Annotated in this window: 22 protein-coding genes; 5 read left to right on the forward strand and 17 right to left on the reverse strand. The window is 61.6% G+C overall.

The annotated features are described in order from the left end of the window. Positions 1-7 precede the first annotated feature (7 nt). The 12 genes from DWB85_RS02425 to DWB85_RS02480 all read right to left on the reverse strand — a co-directional run bounded on the left by DWB85_RS02425 (position 8) and on the right by DWB85_RS02480 (position 14,409). Entirely contained in the window at positions 8-439 is a 432-nt protein-coding gene (locus tag DWB85_RS02425) for an HIT family protein (RefSeq protein ID WP_117952607.1), read from the reverse strand. Between the two features lie 84 nt (positions 440-523). After that, positions 524-1,681 (reverse strand): MFS transporter, encoded by a 1,158-nt coding sequence (locus DWB85_RS02430; protein WP_117952608.1) that lies wholly within the window; start codon positions 1,679-1,681, stop codon positions 524-526. Positions 1,682-1,716: 35 nt separating this feature from the next. Next, positions 1,717-2,280, reverse strand: coding sequence for a UbiX family flavin prenyltransferase (locus DWB85_RS02435; RefSeq protein ID WP_117952609.1), 564 nt, complete (start codon positions 2,278-2,280; stop codon positions 1,717-1,719). Between the two features lie 41 nt (positions 2,281-2,321). Beyond that, on the reverse strand, positions 2,322-4,097 hold the full coding sequence (locus DWB85_RS02440; protein WP_117952610.1) for a DEAD/DEAH box helicase: 1,776 nt from the start codon (positions 4,095-4,097) through the stop codon (positions 2,322-2,324). Between the two features lie 81 nt (positions 4,098-4,178). After that, positions 4,179-6,275, reverse strand: a complete 2,097-nt coding sequence (locus DWB85_RS02445) for a TonB-dependent receptor (RefSeq protein ID WP_117952611.1) — start codon at positions 6,273-6,275, stop codon at positions 4,179-4,181. A gap of 35 nt (positions 6,276-6,310) precedes the next feature. Continuing rightward, complete coding sequence (locus DWB85_RS02450; RefSeq protein ID WP_117952612.1) at positions 6,311-6,607, reverse strand: hypothetical protein; 297 nt, start codon at positions 6,605-6,607, stop codon at positions 6,311-6,313. Between the two features lie 97 nt (positions 6,608-6,704). After that, on the reverse strand, positions 6,705-7,535 hold the full coding sequence (locus DWB85_RS02455) for a YbaY family lipoprotein (RefSeq protein ID WP_117952613.1): 831 nt from the start codon (positions 7,533-7,535) through the stop codon (positions 6,705-6,707). Positions 7,536-7,571: 36 nt separating this feature from the next. Next, entirely contained in the window at positions 7,572-7,958 is a 387-nt protein-coding gene (locus DWB85_RS02460; protein ID WP_117952614.1) for a nuclear transport factor 2 family protein, read from the reverse strand. An 84-nt stretch (positions 7,959-8,042) separates the two neighbouring features. Beyond that, positions 8,043-8,909 (reverse strand): alpha/beta fold hydrolase, encoded by an 867-nt coding sequence (locus DWB85_RS02465; RefSeq protein WP_117952615.1) that lies wholly within the window; start codon positions 8,907-8,909, stop codon positions 8,043-8,045. After that, positions 8,902-10,461, reverse strand: a complete 1,560-nt coding sequence (locus DWB85_RS02470; protein ID WP_117952616.1) for a class I adenylate-forming enzyme family protein — start codon at positions 10,459-10,461, stop codon at positions 8,902-8,904. The genes DWB85_RS02465 and DWB85_RS02470 overlap by 8 nt, the downstream gene beginning before the upstream one ends. Positions 10,462-10,547: 86 nt before the next feature. Beyond that, entirely contained in the window at positions 10,548-12,821 is a 2,274-nt protein-coding gene (locus DWB85_RS02475) for a TonB-dependent receptor (protein WP_117952617.1), read from the reverse strand. A 148-nt stretch (positions 12,822-12,969) separates the two neighbouring features. Next, entirely contained in the window at positions 12,970-14,409 is a 1,440-nt protein-coding gene (locus DWB85_RS02480; RefSeq protein WP_117952618.1) for a sodium:solute symporter family transporter, read from the reverse strand. Between the two features lie 106 nt (positions 14,410-14,515). Between DWB85_RS02480 and DWB85_RS02485 the strand changes: the two genes are divergently transcribed. Beyond that, positions 14,516-15,172: a TetR/AcrR family transcriptional regulator gene (locus DWB85_RS02485; protein WP_117952619.1), complete on the forward strand. Its 657-nt coding sequence runs from the start codon at positions 14,516-14,518 to the stop codon at positions 15,170-15,172. Positions 15,173-15,267: 95 nt separating this feature from the next. On the opposite strand, the gene DWB85_RS02490 is transcribed toward DWB85_RS02485, so the two are convergent. Continuing rightward, positions 15,268-15,627, reverse strand: coding sequence for a hypothetical protein (locus DWB85_RS02490; protein ID WP_117952620.1), 360 nt, complete (start codon positions 15,625-15,627; stop codon positions 15,268-15,270). A 320-nt stretch (positions 15,628-15,947) separates the two neighbouring features. Between DWB85_RS02490 and DWB85_RS02495 the strand changes: the two genes are divergently transcribed. Continuing rightward, on the forward strand, positions 15,948-16,268 hold the full coding sequence (locus DWB85_RS02495; RefSeq protein WP_133300551.1) for a hypothetical protein: 321 nt from the start codon (positions 15,948-15,950) through the stop codon (positions 16,266-16,268). Positions 16,269-16,352: 84 nt separating this feature from the next. Here DWB85_RS02495 and DWB85_RS02500 read toward each other — a convergent pair whose 3' ends face one another. From DWB85_RS02500 to DWB85_RS02515, 4 genes are all read right to left on the reverse strand, one after another. After that, complete coding sequence (locus DWB85_RS02500; RefSeq protein ID WP_117952622.1) at positions 16,353-18,992, reverse strand: TonB-dependent receptor domain-containing protein; 2,640 nt, start codon at positions 18,990-18,992, stop codon at positions 16,353-16,355. A gap of 40 nt (positions 18,993-19,032) precedes the next feature. Further along, a complete protein-coding gene (locus tag DWB85_RS02505; RefSeq protein WP_117952623.1) occupies positions 19,033-22,545 on the reverse strand; it encodes a hypothetical protein in 3,513 nt (1,170 codons plus the stop codon). A gap of 15 nt (positions 22,546-22,560) precedes the next feature. Next, positions 22,561-22,950 carry a hypothetical protein gene (locus DWB85_RS02510; protein ID WP_133300552.1) on the reverse strand — a complete coding sequence of 130 codons (390 nt, stop codon included), beginning with the start codon at positions 22,948-22,950 and terminating at the stop codon, positions 22,561-22,563. A 165-nt stretch (positions 22,951-23,115) separates the two neighbouring features. Next, on the reverse strand, positions 23,116-23,463 hold the full coding sequence (locus tag DWB85_RS02515) for a hypothetical protein (RefSeq protein ID WP_117952625.1): 348 nt from the start codon (positions 23,461-23,463) through the stop codon (positions 23,116-23,118). 152 nt (positions 23,464-23,615) lie between these two features. On the opposite strand from DWB85_RS02515, the gene DWB85_RS02520 reads away from it, so the two are divergent. From DWB85_RS02520 to glpQ, 3 genes are read left to right on the forward strand one after another with little or no spacing between them, the layout of a single operon-like run. Further along, positions 23,616-23,879, forward strand: coding sequence for a DUF3012 domain-containing protein (locus DWB85_RS02520; protein WP_117952626.1), 264 nt, complete (start codon positions 23,616-23,618; stop codon positions 23,877-23,879). Positions 23,880-23,896: 17 nt separating this feature from the next. Continuing rightward, on the forward strand, positions 23,897-24,700 hold the full coding sequence (locus DWB85_RS02525; RefSeq protein ID WP_117952627.1) for a substrate-binding periplasmic protein: 804 nt from the start codon (positions 23,897-23,899) through the stop codon (positions 24,698-24,700). A gap of 9 nt (positions 24,701-24,709) precedes the next feature. Further along, entirely contained in the window at positions 24,710-25,732 is a 1,023-nt protein-coding gene (gene glpQ, locus DWB85_RS02530; protein WP_117952628.1) for a glycerophosphodiester phosphodiesterase, read from the forward strand. Positions 25,733-25,777 lie beyond the last annotated feature (45 nt).

Below are 25,777 nucleotides of genomic sequence, written 5' to 3' on the forward strand. Positions count from 1 at the left end.
AGTCCTGCTAGTCAATGGACCTGGCGGGTTTCAGGTCCAGCATGCGCACCAGGGCGTGCTGCCATTCCTCCAGTTGCGCGGGGCTGTAGGCCTCGGAGTCCTCCAGGTTGCCCCAGACCGGCTGCGGCCAGCAGGGGTCGACGGTCGCCCTGCCGATAACATGCAAATGCATTTGCGGCACCACATTGCCGAGGCCGGCAAAATTGACCTTGTCGAAACCCAGCAATTTCTTGATGAACTCGGACACCGCGACGCAATCCGCCAGCACCGCCCGGCCGTGCTCCGCCGGCAGGTCGAGAAAATCAGCCAGCTCGGTATCCGGCACCAGGATGAACCATGGCAGGCTGGCGTTACGATGCAGCAACAGCTCGGTGGCAGCCAACTGCCCCAGATGGTGGCAGTCCTGTAACAATTGCGGATGGATGTTGAGCACACTCATAGCTGTTTCCTTTGGCCTGAGTATTACTCTAGTCAGCCAACTCGGAGTTTGGCAAACACAAAATGCCGATCCGTAGACATTGGCTCAGGCGCGCTGGCTTTCCCGTATCGCCCAGGCCAGGTAAAACGCCACTACCAGTGCGCAGAAAGCCCAGGCCGCGGGATAACCGAACAGCGCCAGGTTAATCCCGGCGATCGCCGGTCCGAAAACCCGCCCCCAGGAAGAGGCCGAGGAGGTTGCCCCCAGCAGGCGGCCGCGGTACATGGCGGCGGTCCGGTGCGTGATCAGGGTATTGAGCAGCGGCATACACAGGGTTGCCCCGGTCATGGCCAGCAGCATCGAGGCGACCATGCTGGGCGCATTCCAGGCGACGACGGCCAGCACCAGTCCGCCCAGGAACCCGCTAATGGCGATGCGCAGCAGACGCCACTCTCCCAGCAGGTTCACCATGGCGCCCAGCGCACCGCCCTGCATGAACACCATGATCAGGCCCTGCACGCCAAACACAATGCCGACCTCGCGGGCGCTCCAGTTGAGCAGGTCGCCGACCCACAGGGGGAACAGGTAAGTGGCCGAACTGACACAGGCTGTGTGCAGCACATACTGGGCAATGAACAAGCGGTTTCCCGACGACCTCAGCACCGACAGCGTCGATTCCCGGTCGGGGCTGCGCTGCAGTTCCCGGTTGGCCGTCTGCCCCTCGGGGGAAACAGACTCGGGCAGGAAAATTGCCGCCGCAATAATCGCCATCAGCGACATCAGGCCGGCGACCACACAGGGCAGGGTGAAGCTGCCGCTGTCGCCGGCCAGCAGCCCGCCCAGCAGCGGCCCCAGCACCATCCCCAGGCCGAAGGCGGCGCCGATCAGCCCCATGCCGCGGGCCCGGTTCTCGGGCGTGGTGATGTCCGCCATCATGGCCGAGGCGACGCCAAAATTGCCCGCCATCACGCCGGCGAAGCCCCGGGCCAGGAATATCATCCACAACTCGCTGGCCAAGCCCAGCATCACGTAGGACAGGGCGGCGCCGAACAGGCAGATCATAATGACCGGCTTGCGGCCCCGGCGGTCCGAGAGCTTGCCCCAGAACGGGGCGAAAATACCCGCACAGGCGGAGTAGGTGACGATGATCAGCGCGATATCAACGTGATCCGCGCCCAGTTGCGGCGACAGGAAAGGGAGGATGGGTATGACGATACCAAAGCCGATCAGGTCGATCAGCACCACGGCAAACAATACCGGCACTAGCGGGATCTCCCCTTACCCTGCCCCGCTTTCACTTACTCGCCCTGCCAGCGGACCACCTGGCTCACGGGCAGGTCGAAGAGATCCAGCACCCGGCCCACGCCCTGGCTAACCATGTCCTCCAGGGATGCCGGCCGGGCGTAAAACGCCGGAACCGGTGGCGCAATAATGGCGCCCATTTCCGACAACGCGGTCATGGTACGCAAATGCCCGGTGTGCAGCGGGGTCTCACGCACCATCAGCACCAGCCGGCGACGCTCTTTCAGCACCACGTCGGCGGCGCGGGTCAGCAGGGTCGAGGTAACGCCGGTGGCAATCTCGGACATGGTGCGCACCGAGCAGGGTGCAACGAGCATACCGCCGGTAAGGAATGAGCCACTGGCGATGGAGGCACCGACGTTTTTGCTGCTGTGCACCTCCGTGGCCAGCGCCTTCACCTCACGGGCGGAGATATCAAGTTCGTGATGCAGGGTCAGCTCCGCTGACTTGCTCATCACCAGGTGGGTCTCGACGCCGAGCTCCCGCAGCATTTGCAGGGCGCGTACGCCGTAGACGATGCCGGAAGCACCACTGATACCGACAATTATCCGTTTTTCCATCACCAGGCCCCGCTTTCCAGAGCCCAGACTCTAGCAAATATTCAGCGTGAGTGCTTTGCCCCGCCCTTGCCCCCGGACCGTTTGCCGGGCGGGCCCTTACGCCTGGGCCTGCTGCGCGGGGTCGCCCCCGGGCGGGAGATTTTCAGTTTCTGGCCACTCACCCAGACCGACTTGAGGTGCTCGAATACCTCTTTCGGCATACCATCCGGAAGGTCCACGGTGCTGTGGTCCTGGTAAATGTCGATGCGGCCGATGTACTCGGCATCGATTTCCGCCTCGTTGGCGATGGCGCCGACAATATTGCCCGGTTTCACCCCGTGCTCGTGACCGACCTCGATGCGGAAGCGCTCCATACCTTTGGCGGGTGCCGGCAGCTCGCCGCCCTTGTCGCGACCGCCCCCGGTGTTTTTACCCGGCGCTCCACCCCCGTCCCGGGCCTGCTTTTCCCGGCGCTGATGCTCCCTGCCAGGGGCGTTGTTGGCAGCGACCTCCCTGCCCGGTTTATCCACCAGCGGTTTTTTACCCTGGGCCATGGCGGCGAGTGCGGCGGCAATCTCGACCACCGGCACGCCATACTCGGACTGGTAGTCCTCGATCATCGTGCGGAACAGGTCCAGCTCCGCCGTGTCCAGGGTCTCGGTAATACGCTGCTTGAACTTGCCGATGCGTTTGTCGGTCACTTCGGCCGCGCTGGGCAGTGCCATTTTTTCAATGCTGCCGGTGGCTTTCTCGATCGCCCGCAGCAGGCGGCGCTCGCGATTGGCGGCGAACAGGATGGCGTCCCCCTTGCGTCCCGCCCGGCCGGTACGGCCGATGCGATGCACATAGGCTTCCACATCGTAGGGAATATCGTAGTTGATCACGTGGCTGATGCGCTCCACATCCAGGCCCCGGGCGGCGACATCGGTGGCCACCAGTATGTCAATTTTGCCGCGCTTGAGGTTTTCCACCGTCATTTCCCGCTGCTTCTGGGGAATATCGCCGTTGAGCGCGGCGGTACTGTAGCCGCGGGCGGCCAGTTTCTCTGCCAGTTCGGTCGTGGCGATGCGGGTACGCACAAAGATGATTACGCCGTCGAATTCCTCGACCTCCAGAATCCGGGTCAGGGCGTCCAGCTTGTGCACCCCGGCCATCATCCACACCCGCTGGCGGATCGACTGGTTGGTGACGGTTTGTACCTCTATTGCGACATTAACCGGGTCGTTGAGGTGCTGCTGGGCGATACGGCCTATCGCCGCCGGCATGGTGGCCGAGAATAGCGCCACCTGGCGTTGCTCCGGGGTCTGCTCGAGAATCCATTCGACGTCATCGATAAAGCCCATGCGCAACATTTCATCGGCCTCGTCCAGCACCAGGGTGCGCAGGGCGGAGAGATCCAGTGAACCGCGGCGCATGTGATCCATCACCCGGCCCGGGGTGCCAACCACCACCTGTACGCCGCGCTGCAGCTGTCGCAGCTGGCCGCGGTAGTCAGCCCCGCCGTAGACCGGGAGCACGTGGAAGCCCTGCAGGTAGCGCGCATATTTCTGGAAGGCCTCCGCTACCTGGATGGCCAGCTCCCGGGTGGGCGTCAGCACCAGTACCTGGGGCTTCTTGCCGGCGGGCTCGAGTTGGGCCAGCACGGGAAGCGCGAAGGCGGCGGTCTTGCCGGTACCGGTCTGGGCCTGGCCCAGCACATCGCGGCCCGCCAGCAGGGCCGGAATAGTCGCCCCCTGGATAGCAGAGGGAGTTTCGTAGCCGACATCGGAGAGGGCTTTTTGCAGGAACTCGGGTAGGTCCAGCTCTGCGAAGCTGCTTACCGCCGGTTGCGTGGACATGTCATTTCCTTGGGCGGCAGAGTGCGCCGCCCCCAGAGAGAGGGGCGGCGATTATACCGGGTTGACGCCCGGTGTCACGGGCTAAAAGCTGTAGCGAACGCCAAACTCCACACCGCGGCCCGCTTCGGGGGCAACCTCCCGGAGGAAGGAGGTGCTGAGACGGATCTCCTCGTCGGTGATGTTGTTGAATCTGGCAAAGGCCAGCAGGTCCCAGGCACTGGTTTGCAGGCGGTACTCGATGCCAGCGTCCCAGCGGGTATAACCCTCGGTCTCGTCCTCGTTGACACCCGGCCGGTCCTGGTCGGCTGCATCCAGCACCCCACCCCAGAGGCGCCACTGGTCGCTCTGCCAGCTGAGGCGAGCGCCAAGGCGCAATGGCGGCATGCGCGGCACATCGTTGCCATCGTCCAGCTCACCGCGAATGCTGTCGCCGTAAATGCCCAGGCGGAGATCCCCAGCGCCGACGGTGGCCAGGCCGAACTCGGTATCGATTTCGACACCGTAAAACTCGGCATCCTGCTGGTGGTAGACGTAAACCGGCACCTCATCCACTTCCATGCCGGTCGCCAGCAGGCCGATGTAATCCTCGAAGTCGTTGTAGAACAGCGTTATCGCGGCGTGGTGATTCTCGTTACGCCAGTCCACCGAGACGTCGACATTGTTGGAGGTTTCCACCTCGAGCTCAGTATTACCCAGCTCGATGGCGCCCGTGGCGGCATGCTCCACCCACTCGTCGGCGTGGTCGTTTTCCACGTTGGAGTACAGCTCCTCGGTAGACGGTGCGCGCTCGGCCCGGGACAGGGCCAGCCCCAGCTGCCACGCGCCGGTGACATTCCAGAGGGCGGAACCGGACACGCTGAAAGCATCGAAGCTTTCATCGGCGGCAGCGGCGCTGTCCGGCGACAGCTCATCCCGGTCAAAGCGCAGGCCCAACTCGAACAGCCAGTTATCGGCGTGGTAGTCCTCCACCAGGAACACACCCAGGCCCTCGCGCCCGGTCAGGGGGATAAAGGCCTCTTCACCCTCGGCGGAAAACTCGCTGTCGACCAGCTGCAAGCCGAGTACCCCGTGGAAGTTGCCAAGGGGCTGGTGCACCAGTTCCAGGCGGCCTTCCCAGGTCTCGTTTTCGTAAACCGTGCCCACCTCCCCACTGCCCTCGATCTCGGCGTGCTCGTAGTCGGTGTAGGTCAGAAAGCCGCGGAACACCTCCATCCCGGTAAAGGGCTGGTGGACGTGCAGGGCGGCGTCGTACCGGGTCTGCTCCAGCTCGATGCTGATGTCGCCGTGCCCGTGCTCCTCCTCATGCTCCTCTTCGTGCTCAGCCTCGTGCTCTTCGTTTTCCTCGTCGTGCTCGTCACCGTGAGCGCCGTGGGCCCCGGCGGGAATGCCGTAGTTGTTTTCCAGCCGGTTCACCGCCAGGCCGAAAAACCCGCTGGCGAAGTGGTAGCTGCTGCCTAACGTCAGGCTTTTGGTGCGGCCGGCGGTATTCTCGATCTCGCCGTCCCCGCCCTCCTCCTGTTCCGCGTGCTCTTCCTCGCCGTGGGCATGCTCGTCCTCGCGCACCGCCTGGCCAGGGATTTCGAGGTTGTCCCAGTCGCGGTACAGGGCATCGGCGTAAAGGGCAAAGTTGCCGGCCGCGGCCTGGCCGCGGGCAACCACATTGTCCAGGCTGGCAGCGGTGTCATGGCGGTACTCGAAGTCACCGCTGGCCTCTGCTGGCAGGGCGGTGGGGATGCGATTATCGATGATGTTGACCACGCCACCGATAGCGCCACCACCATAGAGCAGGGTGGCGGGACCCCTGAGCACCTCGATGCTGTCTGCCAGCAGGGGCTCAACGGCAACTGCATGGTCGGCGCTGATATTGGAGGCATCGGCACTGCTGGTGCCGTTTTGCAGGACAGTCACCCGCGGGCCCTGCTGCCCCCGGATCACCGGTTGGCCCACGCCGGGACCAAAGGACGCGTTGGCCAGGCCGGGCTTGTTGGACAGGGTTTCGCCGATGGTGCCCGCCACCTCGCGGGTCAACTCGTCACCGCTCAACACGGTGACCGGCAGCGCGGTTTCAGCCTCTTGTTTGTGCAGGGGCACGGAAACCAGCACGTGCTCCATGGGCAGCGGCTCTGCAGCCGCCGTTGCCGCAGCGACAGCCACGGCAAGGGGGGTAATACGTTTCATTTTTTACTCCTGGGTAAGCGAAAAGAGATTTGGCTTCAGGAGTAGGCAGGGGGTCCCCGGGCGTTAAAGGCGGCGACAAACGGCGCGCGGGTAGACGGGTCGGGCTGCGGCTCCTCGACACTGCCATTGCTCTCAGGTACGGCGACCGGTGCCGCCGAAGGCAGCATCGCTGTCCCGGCCTTGCACACCAGGCACTGGGAATAGCTGTCGCCGGCGGAGTTCCAGTGATCGTGACCGGCTTCCTGCACCTGCAGGGCGCCCGCACACAGCAGGGCGACCAGAGCGAAAACTCGCGCCAGTGGCTGCTGGTAAGTACGGTTGAACAGGTGCATAGCGTCGTTGCAAGCTGGAAGCGGGCGAGCATTATATACAGAAGACCGGGATGCAGGCTATCCGGCGTTCAGCCAAATCCAGCCGGCAGGCGCTTGCTCAGCGCATCGTGAAGGTTGCCACTACCTCATCACCCCTCAGCAGTTCCAGGCTACTGCCCTGCATACGATAACCATCCACCCCGGCCAGCATTTGCAGATAGGCGCGCTCGACCTCGCCGCCCTCGGCACAGGCCATCATGGTGCCCGCCAGGGGCCCGAAACTGAGGGGAGTGCCGTGAGCAGACTTGCCCTCATTGCTGAAACTGCCGGTGTAACGGTTGCAGCCGGAAAAACCCGATGCGGTACCGGTGTCGGCATCGAGCACCAGGTCAATCGCCCTGCCTTCGGCGCCCACTGGCGCCGGTTCCCCACCCAGGGTGGCAAGCAGCCACAGCTGGGAATCGCTGTCGCCGGTCGCTACTTCGGGGGCGACCGCAGGCGGAGTCCTGTCCACCGGTTCGGGAACCCGCTGCACCATGATGCGGATATCCTCACCGCTGAATGGATCGATGAACTCGGTGCTGCTGAACATCAGCTTGTCACCCGCGCTGATGGTAGCCCGCAGGGAATAGCGCATGCGTTCGTCGATGCCGGCGGGATCGTACTCAATGGCAAAGGGATAGGGAGGGCCACCCTCGGGAGTAAACATGACGCTGGCCATCACGGTCGCCAGGGCATCTGCCCTGGATACGTCCTGCAACTGCACCTCGACCTCGGCACCGGGGGGCAGCAGCATGCGTTCACGGTAAAAGACCGTGCCCTCAATCGTCGACATTGTTGCTACCTCTTCTTTGGCGGCGGGTTCCTCGCCACTGCCGCCGCAGGCCGCCAGTGCCGCGACAACAGGAATCAGCAACAGGGTACGAAGACTCACGGTATTAATTTGCATGATGGTTTTCCTCGGTGACAAGGCCAATGTGACCACTCAGGCTGAGAGTTGTTCCAGCATCTCACCCATTTTCCAGTGCACCATGTTAATGGCTTTCAGCGGCCTTATCATTACCTTGAACTCGCTGATTTTCCCCGCCTCGTCAAAGCTGATGATATCGACCCCGTTGACCTGTATGCCGTCTATCTCACAGACGAACTCCAGCACGGCGTGCCTGCCATCGACCAGCTCTTTCTGGTAATGAAAACCATGCTGCAGGACGTGCATGGCGCCGGTGAGATACATCAGGGTGATATCGCGACCTCGCTGGGGGGTATGGACCACCGGGGACAGGAACACGCAGTCCTCTGCGAGAAGGTCCCGCAGCAGCTCAGTGTCCTGGCTGTCGACAAAGCGATGCCAGCCTTGCAGGGATTCGTTCATGTGATTCACTCCAGTGACCAGGGTCGAACCGGCATGTTACCGGAGTTTCCAAGGTCGGCGCGAGCGGCGCGGTAAACCGGGCCGCTATAATCCCGCGAGGAACTGGTCTATCGCCTGGCGCGAGAGCGCTTCATTGAGGGTGGGAGCGTGTCCCCGGTGGGGAATTTCTGCAAAGGCCAGATCGGGTTTTTTACTGCGCATGGTGGCCACACAGTGAGGTGCCAGAATGTCGGAGCTCTCGCCACGGATAACCAGCATCGGGATCGCGCTGCTGGCATCGAACAGGGGCCAGAGGTCAGGCGGCACCGCGTTGGATTCATCGTCGCTCATGGGCTGGGATATCGCCGGGTCGTAAGCCAGCACCGGCACCCCGTTTTGCTCCCGGTAAATGCCCCGGGTGAAATCCTCCCACTCCTGCTCACTGAAGTCGGGAAAGGCCACCTGGTTGATTTCCCGGGCCTGGGCAATGGCCTCGTCCCAATTGCTGACCGGACCGCTCTTGCCAACGTAGCCCTTTATCCGGTCCAGCCCGGCGGGATCGATCTCCGGACCGATATCGTTGATGATAATGCCCTGTACCCGTTGCGGCTCCATGGCCGCCATCATAAAGGACATCAGCCCGCCCATGGAGGTGCCACACAGCACCACCTGGTCGACACCCAGTTCCGCCAGCAGGGTAAACATATCCTGGACATAGGTCGCCGGGGTGTAATTGGCGACATTGCTGTCGTATTCGGAGAGACCGCGGCCGCGATTGTCGACCGCGATCACCCGGTAGCGGGCGCTCAGGTATTCAGCGAGACCGGCAAAGTCAGCGGAATTGCGGGTGAGGCCGTGCAGGCAGAGGATGACCGGCGCGCCGGCCCGGCCGCTGTCGCGACAGGGGTAATCCCGGGCATAGAGGCGCAGGCCATCACTGCTCTGGTAGTACACATCGGCATAATCAGCCATATTCGCGGTCTCCATAACGCTTGCGCAACTCGCGTTTGAGTATCTTGCCATTTGGATTGCGTGGCAACTCATCCACCAGTATCACCTCGGCCAGCCGCTGCTGGCGGCCAAGACGCTCATTGGCCCAGGCCATCAGGGCCCCCGGCTCCACCGCCTGGTCGGCCACCGGCACCACCAGCGCCACCGGGGTTTCACCCCAGCGTTTGCTGGGCAGGCCAATGACGGCCACATCGTCCACCCACTGGCTGCTCACCAGCTGCGCCTCGATGTCCTGGGGATAGATGTTCTGCCCGCCGGACAGGATCATGTCCTTCTTGCGGTCGACGATGTAGAGGTAGCCCTCATCGTCGATATAGCCGATGTCGCCGGAGCGCAGCCACTGCACGCCGCTGGCGTCGATGAACTCGGCCTCGGCGGTGGCGTCTTCGCGCTGCCAGTAGCCGGGCATGGATATCCTGCCTCGGGACACGATCTCACCGGACTGCTTGCTGCCCAGCACCCGGTCCTCGTCATCGACGATACAGATATCGGTGCCGAGCAGCGGTTTGCCGACACTGGACCAGCGCCCCTCCGCGTCTTCCGGCTCCAGGGTAGTGATAATGCCCTCGGTCAGCCCGTAGAGCTCGATGATGCCACAGGGAAAACAGTCGAAAATCGCCCGCTTGAGGCTCTCGTGCAGCGGTGAGCCGCAACTCATCATGGCCTGCATGCTGCTGACATCCGCGGGTTCTGCCTTTAACTGCTCGATCACCCGCTGGAACTGGATGGGCACCATGGCGGTGTGGGTAACGGACTCCGCCTGTACCGTGGCGAGGAAGTCGGCGGCATCGAAACGGGAGTGAACCACCAGGGTGCCGCCCGCGAGCACGGTACAGAGCATCGCCACCCAGGAAATATTGGAATACAGGCCAATGGTCAACAGGGTACGCGCCGAACCGTTGTAGCGCAGGGCGATAGCCAGGTCGTAGGCCCAGTCGCGCCGGCCGCGATGGGTGTGCATGATACCCTTGGGCAGGCCGGTGGTACCGGAACTGTAAATCACGTTCAGCGGCCCGTCCGGATCTATATCAACTGCAGGCAGGGTATCGGGCTGGCCCTCGCACAACTGCTCGATACTGCTCCAGCCGGCGGCGGGCATGTCGTCACAGACCAGCAGCCGCAGGCTCTGCGGGAGCCGGTCTTCCAGCGCCCGGATCCGCGCCAGCTGATCGGCGGTAGCCACCAGCGCCACCACCCCGGCATCGTCGAGCATGCCGGCGAGGGCCTCGTCCGTGACCGACAGATTGATCGGCACCGAACAGGCGCCGCTCGCCATAGTGCCAAAAATCGCCTGTACCATACTCAGGCCATTGGACATCACGATCGCCACCCGGTCTCCGGGCTGGACGCCAGCGGTAATGAGGCCGTGGGCGAAGCGATGGTTGGCGGCGCAGAACTGGGCCCAGGACCAACGTTCCCGCTGCCACAGCACCGCATCGCGATTGCCCCGCCACTTGCCGTGCAAAGCCAGGATTTCCGGCAGCAGGGGGGCCGTGTTATCGAATTTTTTCACGCGTTAAAACCTGTAGTGAATCCCGAAAAAGGGCCGCAGGTAGTACCTGCGGCCAGGGGCACCGCAGCCCAGTCATTGCCTAGACATCAGAATCGGTACTCTACCGTCGCACTGATGGTGCGCGGCGGCGCGTAGAAGATCGAGGTGTTGTCTTCAAAGCCCAGGGGACTGCAGTAGCTTTCGTTACCAAAACAGTAACCGGCGGTCTTTATTTCCTCGTCACCCAGGTTCTTTCCGTACAGGCCAAGCAGCCAGGTTTCGCTGGCAGATACCCAGACTACACTGGCGTTGAACATGTCGTAGGCATCCTGGTCCATGACCGGCGCGGCATATTCGAACTGGGTGCTGTCACCCTTGTAGGACCAGTTGGCATTGAGGTTCAGGTCGCCGCCAAAGGCTGCCGTCAGGTAGTTGAAGGCCACATAGGCCATTTCCTCCGGTGTGTTCTGCACCGAGCGGTCATCTGACACATCTACATCGTTGACCATCCACTCGGTGATTTCCGCATCGAGGAAGCTCGCCGCCACCTGCATGGAAAAGTTTTCCGTGAACAGGAAGGTTCCCTCGATCTCGATACCGGAAATCTCCGCCTCACCGGCGTTAGTCAGGGTGCCGGCAAAGTCGTCATTAATGCCATCGCCGTCGGTGTCGATGCCCACTGAGCCGGGCACCTGCATGTCGCTGTACTCGGAGTAGAAAAGGGCTACATTGGTCACAGCCCGGCCATCCCAGTAGCTGGACTTGATACCAATCTCGTAGGAATCCAGGGTCTCGGGATCGACGCCCTCCTCCACCGCGGGGGTTGCGAAGTTGGCGCCACGGGGATCGAACATCCCGGCCTTGAAGCCCTGGCTGTAGCCGGCGTAGACGGTGATGTCGTCGTTCCACAGGTAGCTGACGTTCACCCGCGGAGAGAAGTCGGTCCAGGTCTCTTCTGCTTCATAGTCGCTGGATGCGCCCAGGAAAAGGGCGTCATCATTGCCGAAGAAGGGCGAACCGCCGGCGCCGAGATAGCTGGCGCGCAACACATCTGCGGTACGCTTGTCATCGGTATAGCGCCCGCCCACCGCCACCGACAGTTTGTCGGTGAAGTTCCAGGTCAGGTCGGCAAAGGCCGACCAGGACTCGGTGGTTACCACGCCGCCGGTGTAGGCGGTCAGTTCCGCCCCGTAGGCCGCGCGACCCAGCTGCCCGAGAACCACGTCAAAGTCGTTGGAGGCCTCGGCGTCGATGTAATACAGGCCAGTCACCAGGTTCATCTTCTCGCCGCTGTAAAGCAGCTGGAACTCCTGGGTGAACTGCTCGTTGTCATAAATAACCGGGGCATCGAAATCATCGACTGCCAGGCCGTCGAAATCGATCACCGACTCGGTGTAGTCCTCGCGCTCGGCGGTAATGGAGCGGAAGGTGTAGTTGTCGCCGAAGTTCCAGTCCACGGACACCATCCAGCCATCGGCCTCGACCTCGTTGTTACCATTGATACCCGAGGTAGAGATATTCTCAGAGGCGCCGGCAGTAGTGTCGTATATGTCACTCAGCACCGGGTCGCCGGACACCGCTCCGGGGCGCACCCGGTGACCGGCCACCGGGTTGGATTTATCCGTGGTGTCGTCGTAGGCCAGGCGCACCAGCAGGTCCTCGGTGGGCAGCCATTCCGCGCTCAGGCGATAGGCCACTACGTCCTTGTTGTAGTGTTCGTCCCCGGTGGTCCTGTTTTTACCGTAACCGTCGCGCTGGAAAGAAGCCACCGTACCGCCGATACGGAAGGAATCGCTGACCGGGACGGAGAGCGTGCCCACCAGGTCGACCTGGTCGTACTCCCCGTAGGTCGCCTTCAGCGAGCCGGAGAGCTCTTCGTCCAGGCGCCGGGTGACGTACTTGATAGCGCCACCGACGGTATTGCGGCCGTAAAGTGTACCCTGGGGGCCGCGCAGTACCTCGATACGCTCCACGTCGTAAATATCGATCACATTGCCCTGGGGGCGAGCCAGGTAGACATCATCCAGGTACAGGCCGACGCCCTGCTCGTAACCGGCCAGGGGATCCTGCTGGCCGACGCCGCGAATAAAGGCCGTCAGGGTGGAACTGGTTGCCCGGGACGGCTCCAGGGTGACGCTGGGCACTGCTTGCGCCAGCTCGGTGATGTCGGAATCACCCTTGATGGCCAGATCCTTTGCCGAGAATGCGGTGACGGCAATGGGCACGTCCTGCAGGCTTTCACTGCGGCGGCGAGCGGTCACCACAACTTCTTCCAGGGCAAAACCGGGCTCATCGGCCTGGGCAACTACCGCGGGCGCAGACATTGCGGATGCAAACGCCACAGCGGCAAACAGGGGTGTACGGGCGGTACTTGGTTTCATGATGGAGACCTCTTTCCAGGTTTTATATGTCGGCATGTATTTATGTTTTCGATCGGCTCGCCAGGGCCGACTTTTTCAACATCTGTTGAATTTGGATAGAATCTAATTCAACGGATGTTGAAAAGTCAAGCCCGATGGCGGTTTTTCCTCAGCCCATCCGGGCCGGCAGCTGGTTGCGACTTATAAACAATCCAGCCAGGCCAAAGCCCAGTGACGCGAGAATCGCGTAGGTTGCAGATACCGCGGGGTTTTCCACGCCGCCGAAAAGATTGAGCCCCAGGTGCAACACCAGGCCGATGGCGGCGGCTCCGACCACCACCCAAAGGGGAATGTGCCGCCGCACCAGGACGCCGAACAGCACCGGCACCAGTGATGCCGCCGCCAGCCCGTAAACGCCTTTCTGGGCAAACAGGCCGATCAATGGCGGCGGGTTCCAGGCCAGCAGCACGCCGACCACCCCCACCGCAACCAGCACCCAGCGGGACAGCACCAGGCCATTCATGCGCTCCCCGGCCAGCGGCCGCACAATGTCGTTCACCACCATGGCGGACAGCGCCACCAGGATGCCGTCCAGGGTGCTCATTCCGGCCGCCAGCAGGGTGATAAAAATAAACACCAGAACGTATTCGCCCCACACGGAACTGCCGAACTCGTGCAGCAGGTACTCGCGCACCACCGCGTCCTGGGCTTCTACCTCGACCCCGGAAAGGCGGGCATAAAAGCCGATCATCAGCATGAGGGTAAACAGGGAACCGACCAACACGGTGGTGCCAATAAACTTGTTGATGTCCTTTTCGCTGCGCAGGTACAGGACCTTGGTCAATATGTGCGGCTGCAACATCAGCGCGAAGGTGATGACAAAGCCGCTGACAAACACCGAGAAAAAATCAAAGTACAGGCTGCTGTCGCGGTTGAAGGCTGACGCGTATTCGCTCCCGATAGCGGCCAGCGAACCAAACATATCACCCTGGAAGTACTTCCAGCCCTGGATAAACAGGACCGCGGTCACCAGCATCATCATGACGCCCTGCAGGGAATTGGTGTAGGCGTGGGCGTAGGTGCCTCCCATCAGTACGTAGGAGAAAACAAAGACCAGCACCACCACCAGCGCCGTTTTCTGCTCCAGCGGGAACAGCCCGGTCATCAACAAACTGCAGCCCACCAGGATCAGCACCACGAAGGTGATGGAGAGCAGGTTGATGAAGGCAAAGAAGAGGCTGAAGCCGCGATGGTTATAACGGTAGAAAATCCACTGGGGGATAGTAAGCGCCGCCGAACTCTCGCCCAGGCGGAGAAAACCCCGGGTCAGCACCAGGAAGGCGCTGAGTATACCCAGTGACCCGGCAACGCCGTAGTGCAGGTAGGCGGACAGGCCGTGGGTGTAGACAAAGCCCGGGTTGATCACGAAAGTGGCCGTCGAGGAAATGGACGCCGCCAGGGTGATACCGACAATGTAGGGACTCATGTCCTTGTTGCCGATGGAAAAGCCCTCTACCGAACGGGTGCGGCGCATGCCCAGCCACGACAGCCAGTACACCAGTACGGCATAGGCACCCACGATCAGGTACTTGAAAATTTCGGGACTCATTGGCGACCTTTGGCTTGCAATCATTTATTGTGGGCGCAAGCATATTCAACAAGCGTTGAATTTTCAACTGTGGTAATCTGCTGACGCAAAAATGGCAAGGATTCCAATGAGCAACAAGTCCCCAAGCTCTAAAAGCGAACGCATTCTCGACGTCGCCGAGGAACTGTTCGCCCTGCACGGTTACGACGGCGTCACCCTGCGCCAGATAGCGACTGGCGCCGGCGTGGACGTGGCCCTGGCCAGCTATCACTTCGGCAAGAAAATGGACCTGTTCAATGCGGTTTTCCAGCGCCGCGCGGGGCAATTGAACGAGTCGCGGCTCAGCGCGCTGCGCCAGTGCCAGGAACAAGCCGGCAGCAAGGGGCCGACGGTAGAGCAGATTATCGAGGCCTTCCTGCGGCCCCTGGAGATCGCCCAGGAAACCGGCGACGAGGGCTGGACCAATTACCTGGCGCTGATTGCCTACATCAACAACTCCCCCTACTGGGGTGAAAAGATGATGTCCAAGCTGTTTGACAAGCTGGTGCTGGAATTTATCGACGCCCTGCGTGCCGCCCTCCCCGGCGCCCGGGACGAGGACCTGTACTGGTGCTACCACAATCTGTCGGGGGCACTCACCCTGACCCTGGCGCAGACCGGACGGATCGACAAGCTCTCGGGGGGCAAATGCCGCTCCAGCGATTTCCAGGCGGCCTATGACCATATGATACCGTTTACCGCGGCGGGGTTTCGCAAGGTTTGCGGGCGGGGCGGGGCGCCGTGAGCTTGCACCGTTGGACAGGCTTGTGCAGTGCAGTCATTGGCCAGGCAGCCGCCTGGCAGTCGCAATAAACGGGTCTATAAAACCCAAATAACCAGCTACAGGCTAACCGTCACCTGGTGATAGTCACTGCGCTCGCAGGAATGGCTCTGCACGTAGCTCCGCAGACGCTCATTCACCAGTTCAGGGTTTCCATCGTCGATGGCGAACATCAGCCCGTCCATGTAACCCAGGGCCTTGGCGAGAATATTGTCGCGTTCAGGCTCATCAAAGCCGTCAAGCACCGTGTGGGTGCGGGCACCGTATTCCTTTTCACTGAGATAGCCCAGGGACTGCGCGGCCAGCACGCAGGCCAGCTGGCGTGATGCGACGAATTCCTCTGGCGCCAGCGACAGGCTGGCCGCCTGCTGGGCGAAAAATGTGGCGAAAAACGCGGATGCAGTAAACAGTTTATGCATAAGCTACTGATTCAAAGAGGGTTTACAGGAAAAACCGGGGGTTCCGGCGGTTCATGGCGACTACCCTAACGCGTTTTGATGACAGCAATATGACCGTTTTTTGACAGCGCACCGGCATATCCCCCGGCACCAGAACCAGCCTTTCGTGTTGTTGCAGCTGTGTGACTCCTATATGAATTTTTTATGACAATGATAGAAGCCACAAGAGGATTGTGAGTATCCTTCTGTCACACCCTGGCAATTAACTGTCGGGTTTTTGCGACTGCCAATACCGGTGCGAGGCAGCTGAGCCCCGCCCGAGCCAAAGAGAGGTATAGACAATGAAAAAGCTAATGACTGCCGTATCCACCGCTGTCCTGCTCGCCCTGCCCGGCTTTGCACTGGCGCAAACCGAGAAGGACTGCCTGCTTGAAGGCACCGTTCACAAGTCCGGTGAAGCCGAAACCGGGGTAACCTTTCACTCCGCCAGACGCTACGACGAGGATGCCAGGTGCCGGGTCCGTCGCAGCGAGAAAATGGAGTTCAAACTGCCCGCCGACCCGCGCCTGCAGGAGGCTCCTGATGGCAGCACGGTGAAATACCGCTACCAGGAGCAAAAAGACGGCAGCAGCAAGACCGAACTGGTCAGTATAGGCGCCTGACCGGCAGGGGAAGCGCCCCCTGGGCGCAGCCCACCCAACGCAAAAAAGTGGATGCGCTGCAGCCCCTTTGTCGTTTCCAGCAGACTAGAACCTCGCCTTGATACCCACTGAGTAGGTAACACCCGGTCCCCAGCGCTCGTAAAGCTGGCCTCCCTGGGTCCACTCGACGTCCTCATCGGTGATGTTGGCCGCCTTGGCCTCGACCTCAAACTCCTTATCGCCCCAGGGCAGCAGGTACTTCAGCAACACGTCCACCCGGTGACGGTCCTCTTCCATGATGTCCGGCGCGTTGTTGTCCCCCACCAGTATGATTCGCTCACCGGTAAAGTTATACGCCAGGGTGGCGGTAATACCGTTGTCGTAATCCTGGTAGGAAAGCAGGACGTTGGCCAGCAGGTCCGACTGGCCGGTCATCGGCCGTTCATTGGCGAACAGCGGTGAAATCTGTCGGCCACCGGTCAGGGGAATATCGGCCGCGGTTTCACCGCTGCCGAGCAGGCTTACCTCCGAATCGATCCAGGACACGTTAAAAGAGGCCCGGAAGCTGTCCCAGGCCGGATCGAGATCGAACCAGCTGCCGAAGGTCAGGTCCTTGCGCACATCGAACTCGACACCGTCGAGCGTCGCTTCCTCGGCATTGAACCAGGTGAAAATATCCCCCTGGGCCTGAATCTTGGCAATTTCGATCGGGTTGGTGAAGTCCTTGGTGAACACACCGATAGACATTTCGTCGGCAGCGCCGAAGTACCACTCCCAGCGCAGGTCGATATTTTCCACATCCGCCGGCTCCAGGAATACGTTACCGCGGTACAGGTTCTGGTCTTCCGGGTTGCGGATGGTAGAACCGGTGATTTCCAGCAGGCTGGGCCGGTTGACGGTCTCCGAGTAGGCCGCCCGCAGCTGCATGTTCTCGACGAACTCCCAGGTCAGCGAGGCGCTGGGCAGCGTGTCCGAGTAGGAGCGCCTGACCAGGTTGTCGCTGCCCTGTTCCGTGTTGCCGCCCCAGGCATCGGCGGTGATGTCGGTATCCTCACTGCGCACGCCCAGTTGCAGTCTTACCGTCGACAGCACCTGGGAATCAATAGAGCCGTAATAGCCCTCGATTGATTCCCCGGATTCCGCGAACGGGAACACCCCCGAGGCGTTGGCCTGGCCTGCGGAGAAGTCGCGCACCGACAGGTAGCCGGCGGCCCAGTTATCGTTGCCGAACAGCTGTTGGGGAGCCATCCAGGCAATGTAGCCGGGCGCGGAGGGCTGCAGGCCGAAGCGGAACAGGCGGTCCTCACTTTCCCGGGAGCGCTCATAATCCGAGTAGCCGGCCCTGATCACGCTGTCGAGAAAGCTGATCGGCAATTCAATATCGAAGCCGATGTCATCGATGCTGTCTTCCAGCTCGCTGTAGTTGCGGTCCGGGGCCTGGAACACGTCGCGCAGGTCGCCCGCCGCCTGTCGGCTGGGATCAACGACCGCCATTACCCCGCTGTTTTCCTCGGCGTAGGTGTAGGTACGGGTATCAGGCGCCTCCCGGGAGCCGGAGCCATCGACCAGGCGCCACTCCAGCAACATGTCGTTCAGGCTGCTGAAATAGTGTTCACCGGTCAGCTGGAAGGATTCGATCTCGTTTTCCGTCCACTGCAGGCGGTAGCTTTCAACAAAGGTACCGTCGCTTACATCATCCTCGGAGGACAAGCCGCGGTCCTGCTGGACCTCGTCCTCGGACTGGCGCAGGTTGATGGCGGTAAAGGAGACCGCGTTGTCCCGGTTCAATTCCAGCCCCACGTTGAGGAAGCCCGACAGGTTGACGGTCTGTTTGCTTATCCAGCGGGTGTAGTCCACCGTCTGCTTACTGCCACCATCAACACCGGTGAACTCGTAGCGCGCCAGGTCCTTGATCGTGTTATTCCAGGTATTGGTGTACTTGGCGTTACCCAGAATACCCAGGGCCATGCCGTTGTCGAAATCGATACGCTTGCCGAATTCAGCCTCGCCGCTGTAGAGCGGCTTCATCTCTTTTTCGTAGATGTCCCAGTTGTTGTAGAAGCTCGCGCCCAGATTGGACTTCTGCGGATACGGGGTAGCCTCAAACTCCTCGCTGCTGAGCGTCTGGATGTTCTCGGGGACTTTGCGGGTACCATCATCCCAACCCCAGTTGTCGTTTTCGCCACCTCGGTAAAAAATGCCGTCCCCGCCGGTGGTCTCGGAATTACCCCCGATACGCAGCTTGGCCGTCAGGTAGTCTTCATCCGGAATGGTCCTGGTGCGGATATCCACCACACCACCGGAGAAGTCACCCGGATACTGGGCAGAGTAGGTCTTCTGCACCAACAGGCTCTTGACGATGTTGTTGGGGACGATATCCAGGGGCACGGTTTTCTGGAACGGCACCGGTGAGGAGATGCGCGAACGGTTGAGCAGGGTCGAAGAATACCGCTCGCCCAGGCCGCGCACATAGACGTACTTGCCGCCCACCAGGCTGAGACCGGACACCCTGGAGAGGGTTACACCCACCGTGGTTTCCGGAACGATGTTCATTTCCGCTTCGCCAAGCACGTTGGCGATTTCCGAAGTATCCCGTTTTTCATCCGGGATGAACTCGCCGAGCACAAAAACTTCCTCGATCTGAGGCACAGAGACGGGGCCGGCCCCATCGTCCTGCGCGGTGACGCCGGCGGGAAGACCCGCCAGCGCAGCCAGGACCGCGACTGATAGTTGATTGCGTTTCATCAAATACACTCTCTATTACTGGCCGAAGACCCAGTGGCTATTACTGGCCAAACACCCAGCTGCCTTTCCAGCTGTCGAAGTCGGAGCCGACCACGCCGGACTGCTCGAAGAAACCATCGGCGGGCAGGGTGGCGGCCGGCACATCACTGCCGTGCTGGCTTACGTTAACCGCGCCGTCCAGGTAGTTCTGCAGCTCCGGGTTTTCGCCATCGACGACTTCCGGGCAATCGAAGGAAGCGCTCTCGATGTTGATACCGGTTCCCAGCAGGCCCACGGAGGTGTCGCCGTCGACATCCAGGCAGGTAGCCGAGCCGGTGACCGCGGTGTTGTACAGGTCCGCCCCGCTGCCGCGGCGCAGGCGGATCGCCCGCTCACCGGCGTTGCCGATGATGGACAGGTTGGCGATGGTCGGCTTGGAGCGCGGCACAGCGTTCTCGTCACCCTCGCGGTTGTCCGCCTCGATGCCGTTGTCCGCCGAGTCGTCGCCCTGGACGATATGGACATACTGCAGGCGACCCTGCCAGCCGTCGGTCCAGTCCAGGGAGTCATCGGCGTTGCCGCTGAGCACCACGTGCCTGGCATCCACGGTGCCGCCGAAGAACTCGATGCCGTCGTCCAGGTTGTTGTGTACCTGTACGTAGTCCACTTCGGTGCCGGAGCCCACGCCCTGGAAGGCGATACCGTTGAGCTGGTTCTCCGGATCCACGTTGGAGCCGGCGTACTTGACGACGACGTAGTTCAGCACCCCGCTGGAGTCGCCGGCATCAGCGCCGCCAAACAGCCCGGAGTTGGCTTCACCTTCCTTGCTGCATTCTACGGTGCCGCCGGCAGCGCCTTGTGGGCAGTCGTTGATCGGCGCGTTACCATTGATCACCAGGCCACCCCACAGTCCGCGAGCGTTGCCCAGGTTCACGCCTTCGACGTCGTCGATGGCGGTCAGGGTTACCGGTGCGGTAGAGCTGCCGTTGGCAACAATCTGCGAGCCGCGGGAAATCACCAGGAAGTCCTCGGCGTCATCACCAACAATAGTGACACCCGCAGCCACCGTCAGGGTGGCGGAATCAATGTTGTCGCCACCGACGGTGGTCTTGCCATCGAGAATGTAGAACTTGCCCGCGGTTAACTGCAGATCGCTGATAATCGACTGGGGCAGGGCACAGGTCGGGGTGCCGTTGATTTCCTCGCCCTCAGTGGTGCCATCGGGACAGCCCGCCACCGGCGGTGCGAAGCCCGGGCTACCGGTATCCAGGTCGCCCACGGTCCAGCCTGCGGTCCAGTCCATCTCACCCACCGCGCCAATAAAGTCAGTGCTTTCGAAGTCGGCCATTCCGGACAGGTCAGCGGCAGCGACCGGGCCGCCGTTCTGGGAAACGTTACCGATACTGTCAAGGAATGATTGCAGTTCGGGGTTATCGCCATCCACTGTCTCCGGGCAGTTGAAGGAAACGCCGTCAAAGTCGATGTCGGTACCCAGCAGGCTCAGGGATTCACCGGAGACATCCAGGCAGGTGGCATTGTCTTTCACGTAGGAGCTGTATAGACGCAGCCCTGTGCCACGACGCAGGCGCACACCGCGCTCGGCCGGGTTGCCCGCAATGCTCATGTTGGCAATCATCGGGGTGGAGCGCGGCAGGGCATTCTCGTCGCCCTCGCGGTTGTCCGCTTCAATCCCGTTGTCGGCGGAGTCAGCACCCTGGTTGATCAACAGGAACTGAATGCTGCCCTGCCAACCGTCGGTCCAGTCCAGGGAATCATCCGCATTACCGGTCAGCACCACGTGTTTGGCGCTTACTGTGCCGCCAAAGAACTCGATACCGTCATCCAGGTTGTTGTGTACCTGCACGTAGTCGACCTCGGTGCCGGAACCCACGCCCTGGAAGGCGATCCCGTTCAGCTGGTTTTCCGGGTCAACGTTGGAGCCGGCGTATTTCACCACCATGTACTTCAGGCTGCCGCTGGAGTCGGTCGGGTCAGCGCCACCGAACAGGCCGGAATTGGCCTCCCCTTCCTTGGTGCACCCGGCGCTGCCACCGGTCGCGCCCTCGGGGCAATCGTTGATCGGTGCATGACCGTTGATGACCACGCCACCCCAGAGGCCGCGAGTAGTCTCGATGTCGGCGTTGCCCTGCAGGTCAGCCAGGCCGGTGAAAGTTACCGGTGCGTTGGCGGTACCATTAACGACCAGCTCTGATCCGCGCGAAACCACCAGGAAGTCGGTACTGCCGGGACCGTACACAGTGGTTCCGGCCTGAACAGTCAGGGTGGCGGAATCGGTGTTGTCGCCACCCACAACCACTTTACCGTTCAACTCGTAGTGGTTGGAGGAAGTGAGGGTCACATCCCGGGTAAGAGTGCCAGCCAGGCTACACACATCTTTCCCGGCAAGCGATTCTCCAGTTTCCTCGGTCCCGACGGGGCAACCCAGGCCCGGCTGACCGCCCTCACCATTGCTGACAGAACCGGGTGCGGTCCAGCCAGCGGTCCAGTCATCGCCGGAGATGGCGCCAATGTAGGCAGCCGGTTCAAAGAAATCACCCATCGGGGTGACCGGGTTTACCTGGCCACCGCTCCGGGATACTTCTTCGGCGCTCTCCAGGTAGGCCTCTACCGCACCATCTTCGTCATCGGCATGGGTTTCAGTACAACCGAAGCTGGTGCCGGCGATGGTCAGGTCGCCGCCCAGCAGGTTGCGGGACTCACCCCCGATACGCAGGCAGCTGCCGGAGTCGACTACGAAACTGTTGCTCAGGTGGATACCGGTGCCGCGACGGAAGCGCAGGCCGTTCTCGCCAGCGAGGCCGTAAGCGGACATGTTGCTGATGGCGGGCAGGGAACGCGGCAGGGCGTTTTCATCGCCCTCGCGGTTGTCCGCTTCAATCAGGTTGTCGCCGGAGCCGGACTGCTCCACGTACAGGTACTGGATGTTGCCCTGCCAGCCATCGGTCCAGTCCAGGGAGTCGTCGGCGTTGCCGGTGAGCACCACGTGTTTGGCGCTTACGGTGCCGCCGAAAAACTCGATACCGTCGTCCAGGTTGTTGTGCACCTGGACGTAATCCACTTCAGTGCCGGAGCCCACGCCCTGGAAGGCGATCCCGTTGAGCTGGTTTTCCGGGTCGACGTTGGATCCGGCGTAGCTCACAACCACGTACTTGAGGATACCTGAGCTGTCCTCGGGGTCAGCGCCGCCGAAAATACCGGAGTTGGCTTCACCTTCCTTGGTACATTCGGCCGTACCGCCCCCGACGCCCTCCGGGCAGTCGTTAATCGGCGCGAAGCCGTTGATCACCAGGCCGCCCCAGAGACCACGCTCGTTGTCTTCGACTTCGCCGGTTACGGCTTTCGCTGCGGTAAACCGGATCGGTTGCCCGGCGGTACCTTCCGCGTCAATCTGGCAGCCCTGCTCGATGACCAGGAAGTCCTCGTTGCTGGCGCCGACGATAACGGCGCCGGGAGCAATTTCCAGCACACAGGACTGGACCTGTGACTGGGCGCTATAGCCGGCAGACAGCAGCAGACCTGCCGCCACGGCGCTATACAATTTTGTACGGTTCATTCTCAAATCTCTCCCTTAACCGTTGCTAACGCTGAGGGCGCCGCCCTTGATGCGAAATATGACGTCATTACCCAGCAGCAGACCTTCAGGATCCAGTTTGCCGCCCGGCAGCGCGGTAACATCGATGTCGTAGATTTCCCGCCCATCGTTGGCGGTCTCACCCGAAGGGGTGATTGCGGACTCCAGGGCCACCGGAATGGCGCTTCGGACGAAGTCACCGCCGCCACCGCCATTGCTGTCGCCATCACCATCGACGTCATCATCGTCATCGCCGCCCCCGCCTCCGGGGACCTCGACCACCACCTGCCCGGGCGATACATTGTCAGATGAAGAACCGCCACAAGCGGACAGTGACACCACGAAGAGAGCGAGCAAGAATTGCTTCATGCCTGTTTCAGACGCCATGTTTAACCCCTATTTACCTGTTGAACAAAAGAGTGGCACTACAAGTGCCCGGCATAGAGCCGATAACCTGGCGGCGAATGTTAGGGGGGAGAGGTGACAGGAATGTGATGCTGGTGTTGCAGAATTGTTAAGGTTCTGGACGCAGTCTGGACAACGGCAATCGCGCTAGAGGTCTTTTTCCTGGCGGAATTCGCGCTCGATGCGCTGCTCCTGTTCGTAGCGGCTCACGCCCCTGCTGGCTGCACTTTGCTGCATCCGCTGGGCAAAACGCTGCCGCCGATAGCGCGCCACCAGGCCGGGAAACCGCTCCTGCTCGATTTCCCCGGCGATCAGTTGCTCGATGAAGGCGATGTCGATGCCGACCCGGTAGGCAATGCGGCTGGGACGGATTTTGTGGGCGTGGAATTCAGCCACAATATGGATTTGCTCCTCGCGGCTATGGGTACAGACCCGGGAGTAGCCGTAGGGGGGTGATGGAGTTCGCGGGTCGTCGTTGTCAGTCGAATAGCTCATGGCAATATTATTAGCAGCTGGGCAAAACAATGCCAAGCGGCAACACCACGGTTTTATTTTCCGCGCAGACAATTTGCCGACAGCGCTGCTGGCAGGATCTGCGGCCGGGTGCAATACTTAGGAGCCACCCATAGCAACCGAAGACAAACGCCATGAAACGTCTATTAATCATAGCCAGTGCTCTCACCCTCGCCGCCTGCTCCGTGGAGCCGGGCAGCGAGAAATGGTGCGAGCTCAAGAAAGAACAACCCAAGTCCGAGTGGTCAGCCTCCGATGCCGCCACCTATGCCAAAAATTGTATTATCGAGGGTATGGAAGTAGGCTCGGAACAATGGTGTGAGGACCTGGCGGGCAAACCCAAGGGTGAATGGTCCGCCAATGAGGCCTCCACCTACGCCAAGCACTGTGTAATCTGACCAGGAATCCAGACCCCATGAGCAAAATTCTGAAGCAGCTCCTGCTGGGGGGCATTATTGCCCTGTCGCTGATCGGCGGCGCCCAGGCAGGGGAGACCCTGCAGCGTATCATCGATTTCAAAACCCTCAAGGTGGGCATGTCTGCCGACCAGCCCCCCATGACCACCCTGAACCGCCAGGGCGGGGTCATGGGGCTTGATGTTGACCTGGCCCGGGGCCTGGCGAAGGCCATGCGGGTCGAGCTTGACATCAAGGTACTGCCCTTCGGCAACCTGCTCGAGGCCCTGGAAAAAGGCGAGATCGACATGATCCTGTCGAACATGTCCGTGACCCCCGAACGCAGTGAAAAGGCCTACTTCATCGGGCCCTACATGATGACCGGCAAATCCATCCTGACCCGTAATTCAGTGTTGGCAGAGGCCGAGGACACCGGCGCCTTCAACCGTGACGACCTCAAACTGGCGGCGGTGGCCAACTCCACCAGTGCGGTGTTCATCAGGGAAAACGCGCCCGCCGCCACGCTGACCGCGACCGAGACCTCCGACGAGGCAGTGGCCCTGCTGCTCGCCGGCAAGGTGGATGGCGTGATTGCCGACATGTCGGTCACCAAGCTGGCGGTGCTGCGTAACCGCGGTTCCGGCCTGGTAACGCTCAAACAGCCGCTGACCATGGAGCCGGTCGGGATTGCCGTCAGCAAGGACGACCCGGAATTCCAGAACCTGGTGGACAACTTCCTCGGCGCCTTCGCCAAGACCGGTGTACTGGCCCAGCTGCGCAAGAAGTGGTTTGAGGACGGCGACTGGATAGCCGCCCTTCCCTGATCCGGTGACATGCCTCCGCACCGCCATGGCGCGTTGCAGGCACTGCTGGCCCTCAGCATCTCGCTGGTGGCCGCGGTGACCGGTGCCCAACCCATTGTCATTGCCCACCGGGGCGCCTCGGGCTACCTGCCCGAGCACAGCCTGGAGGCCAAGGCCATGGCCCACGCCATGGGCGCGGACTTCATCGAGCAGGACGTCGTGTTGACCCGCGATGGGGTGCCGATTGTTCTCCACGACATTCACCTGGAGAGCACCACCGATGTCGAACAACGCTTCCCCGACCGGTCCCGGCAGGACGGGCGCTTCTACGCCCTGGATTTTGACCTGGCGGAGATCCGCGATTTGCGCCTGCACGAACGCAGCTACCGTGACGACAGCGGGCAGGTGCGGGCCTATTTCCCCGATCGCTTTCCGCTGGGGCAGGGCACGTTTACCCTGCCCACCCTGGAGGAGGAAATTCAGCTCATCGCCGGCCTGGATCACAGCCGCGGCACCACCACCGGACTTTACATAGAGCTCAAGGCTCCCGCCTGGCATGCCACCCAGGGCCGGGACCTTGCGGCAGCGGTGCTGGACGTGCTGGCCCGGACCGGCTACCACGACAAGCCCGAACAGGTCTTTCTCCAGTGTTTTCATGAACCGACACTGGTCGCGCTCAAGTCGAGGACCAGCCTGCCGCTGATCCAGCTGATCGGCGAGAACGACTGGGGAGAGGACGGCGCCATCGATTATGACGCCATGCGCACGCCCGAGGGCATTGCCCGGGTTGCGACCTACGCTAGTGGTATTGGCCCCTGGATACCCCAGGTGGTGCGCTCCGGAGAGCGGGGCCTGGAAGCCACCGGGCTAGCCGCGCTGGCCCGGCGGCACAGCCTGCTGGTACACCCCTACACCCTGCGCAGCGACCAGCTGCCCGAGGGCGTCACGCATCCCGACCAGCTGCACCAGGCACTGTTCCAGCAAGCTGGCGTGGACGGCCTGTTTACCGATTTTCCGGACCTCACCCGGGCCTACCTGGACGGTCTGCGATGAACCACAGCGAGGGGCATGACTGAGTCCCGGGACCGCCAGGGATTA

It is taken from the genome of Seongchinamella sediminis (assembly GCF_003457605.1).
Lineage (GTDB): Bacteria > Pseudomonadota > Gammaproteobacteria > Pseudomonadales > Halieaceae > Halioglobus > Halioglobus sediminis.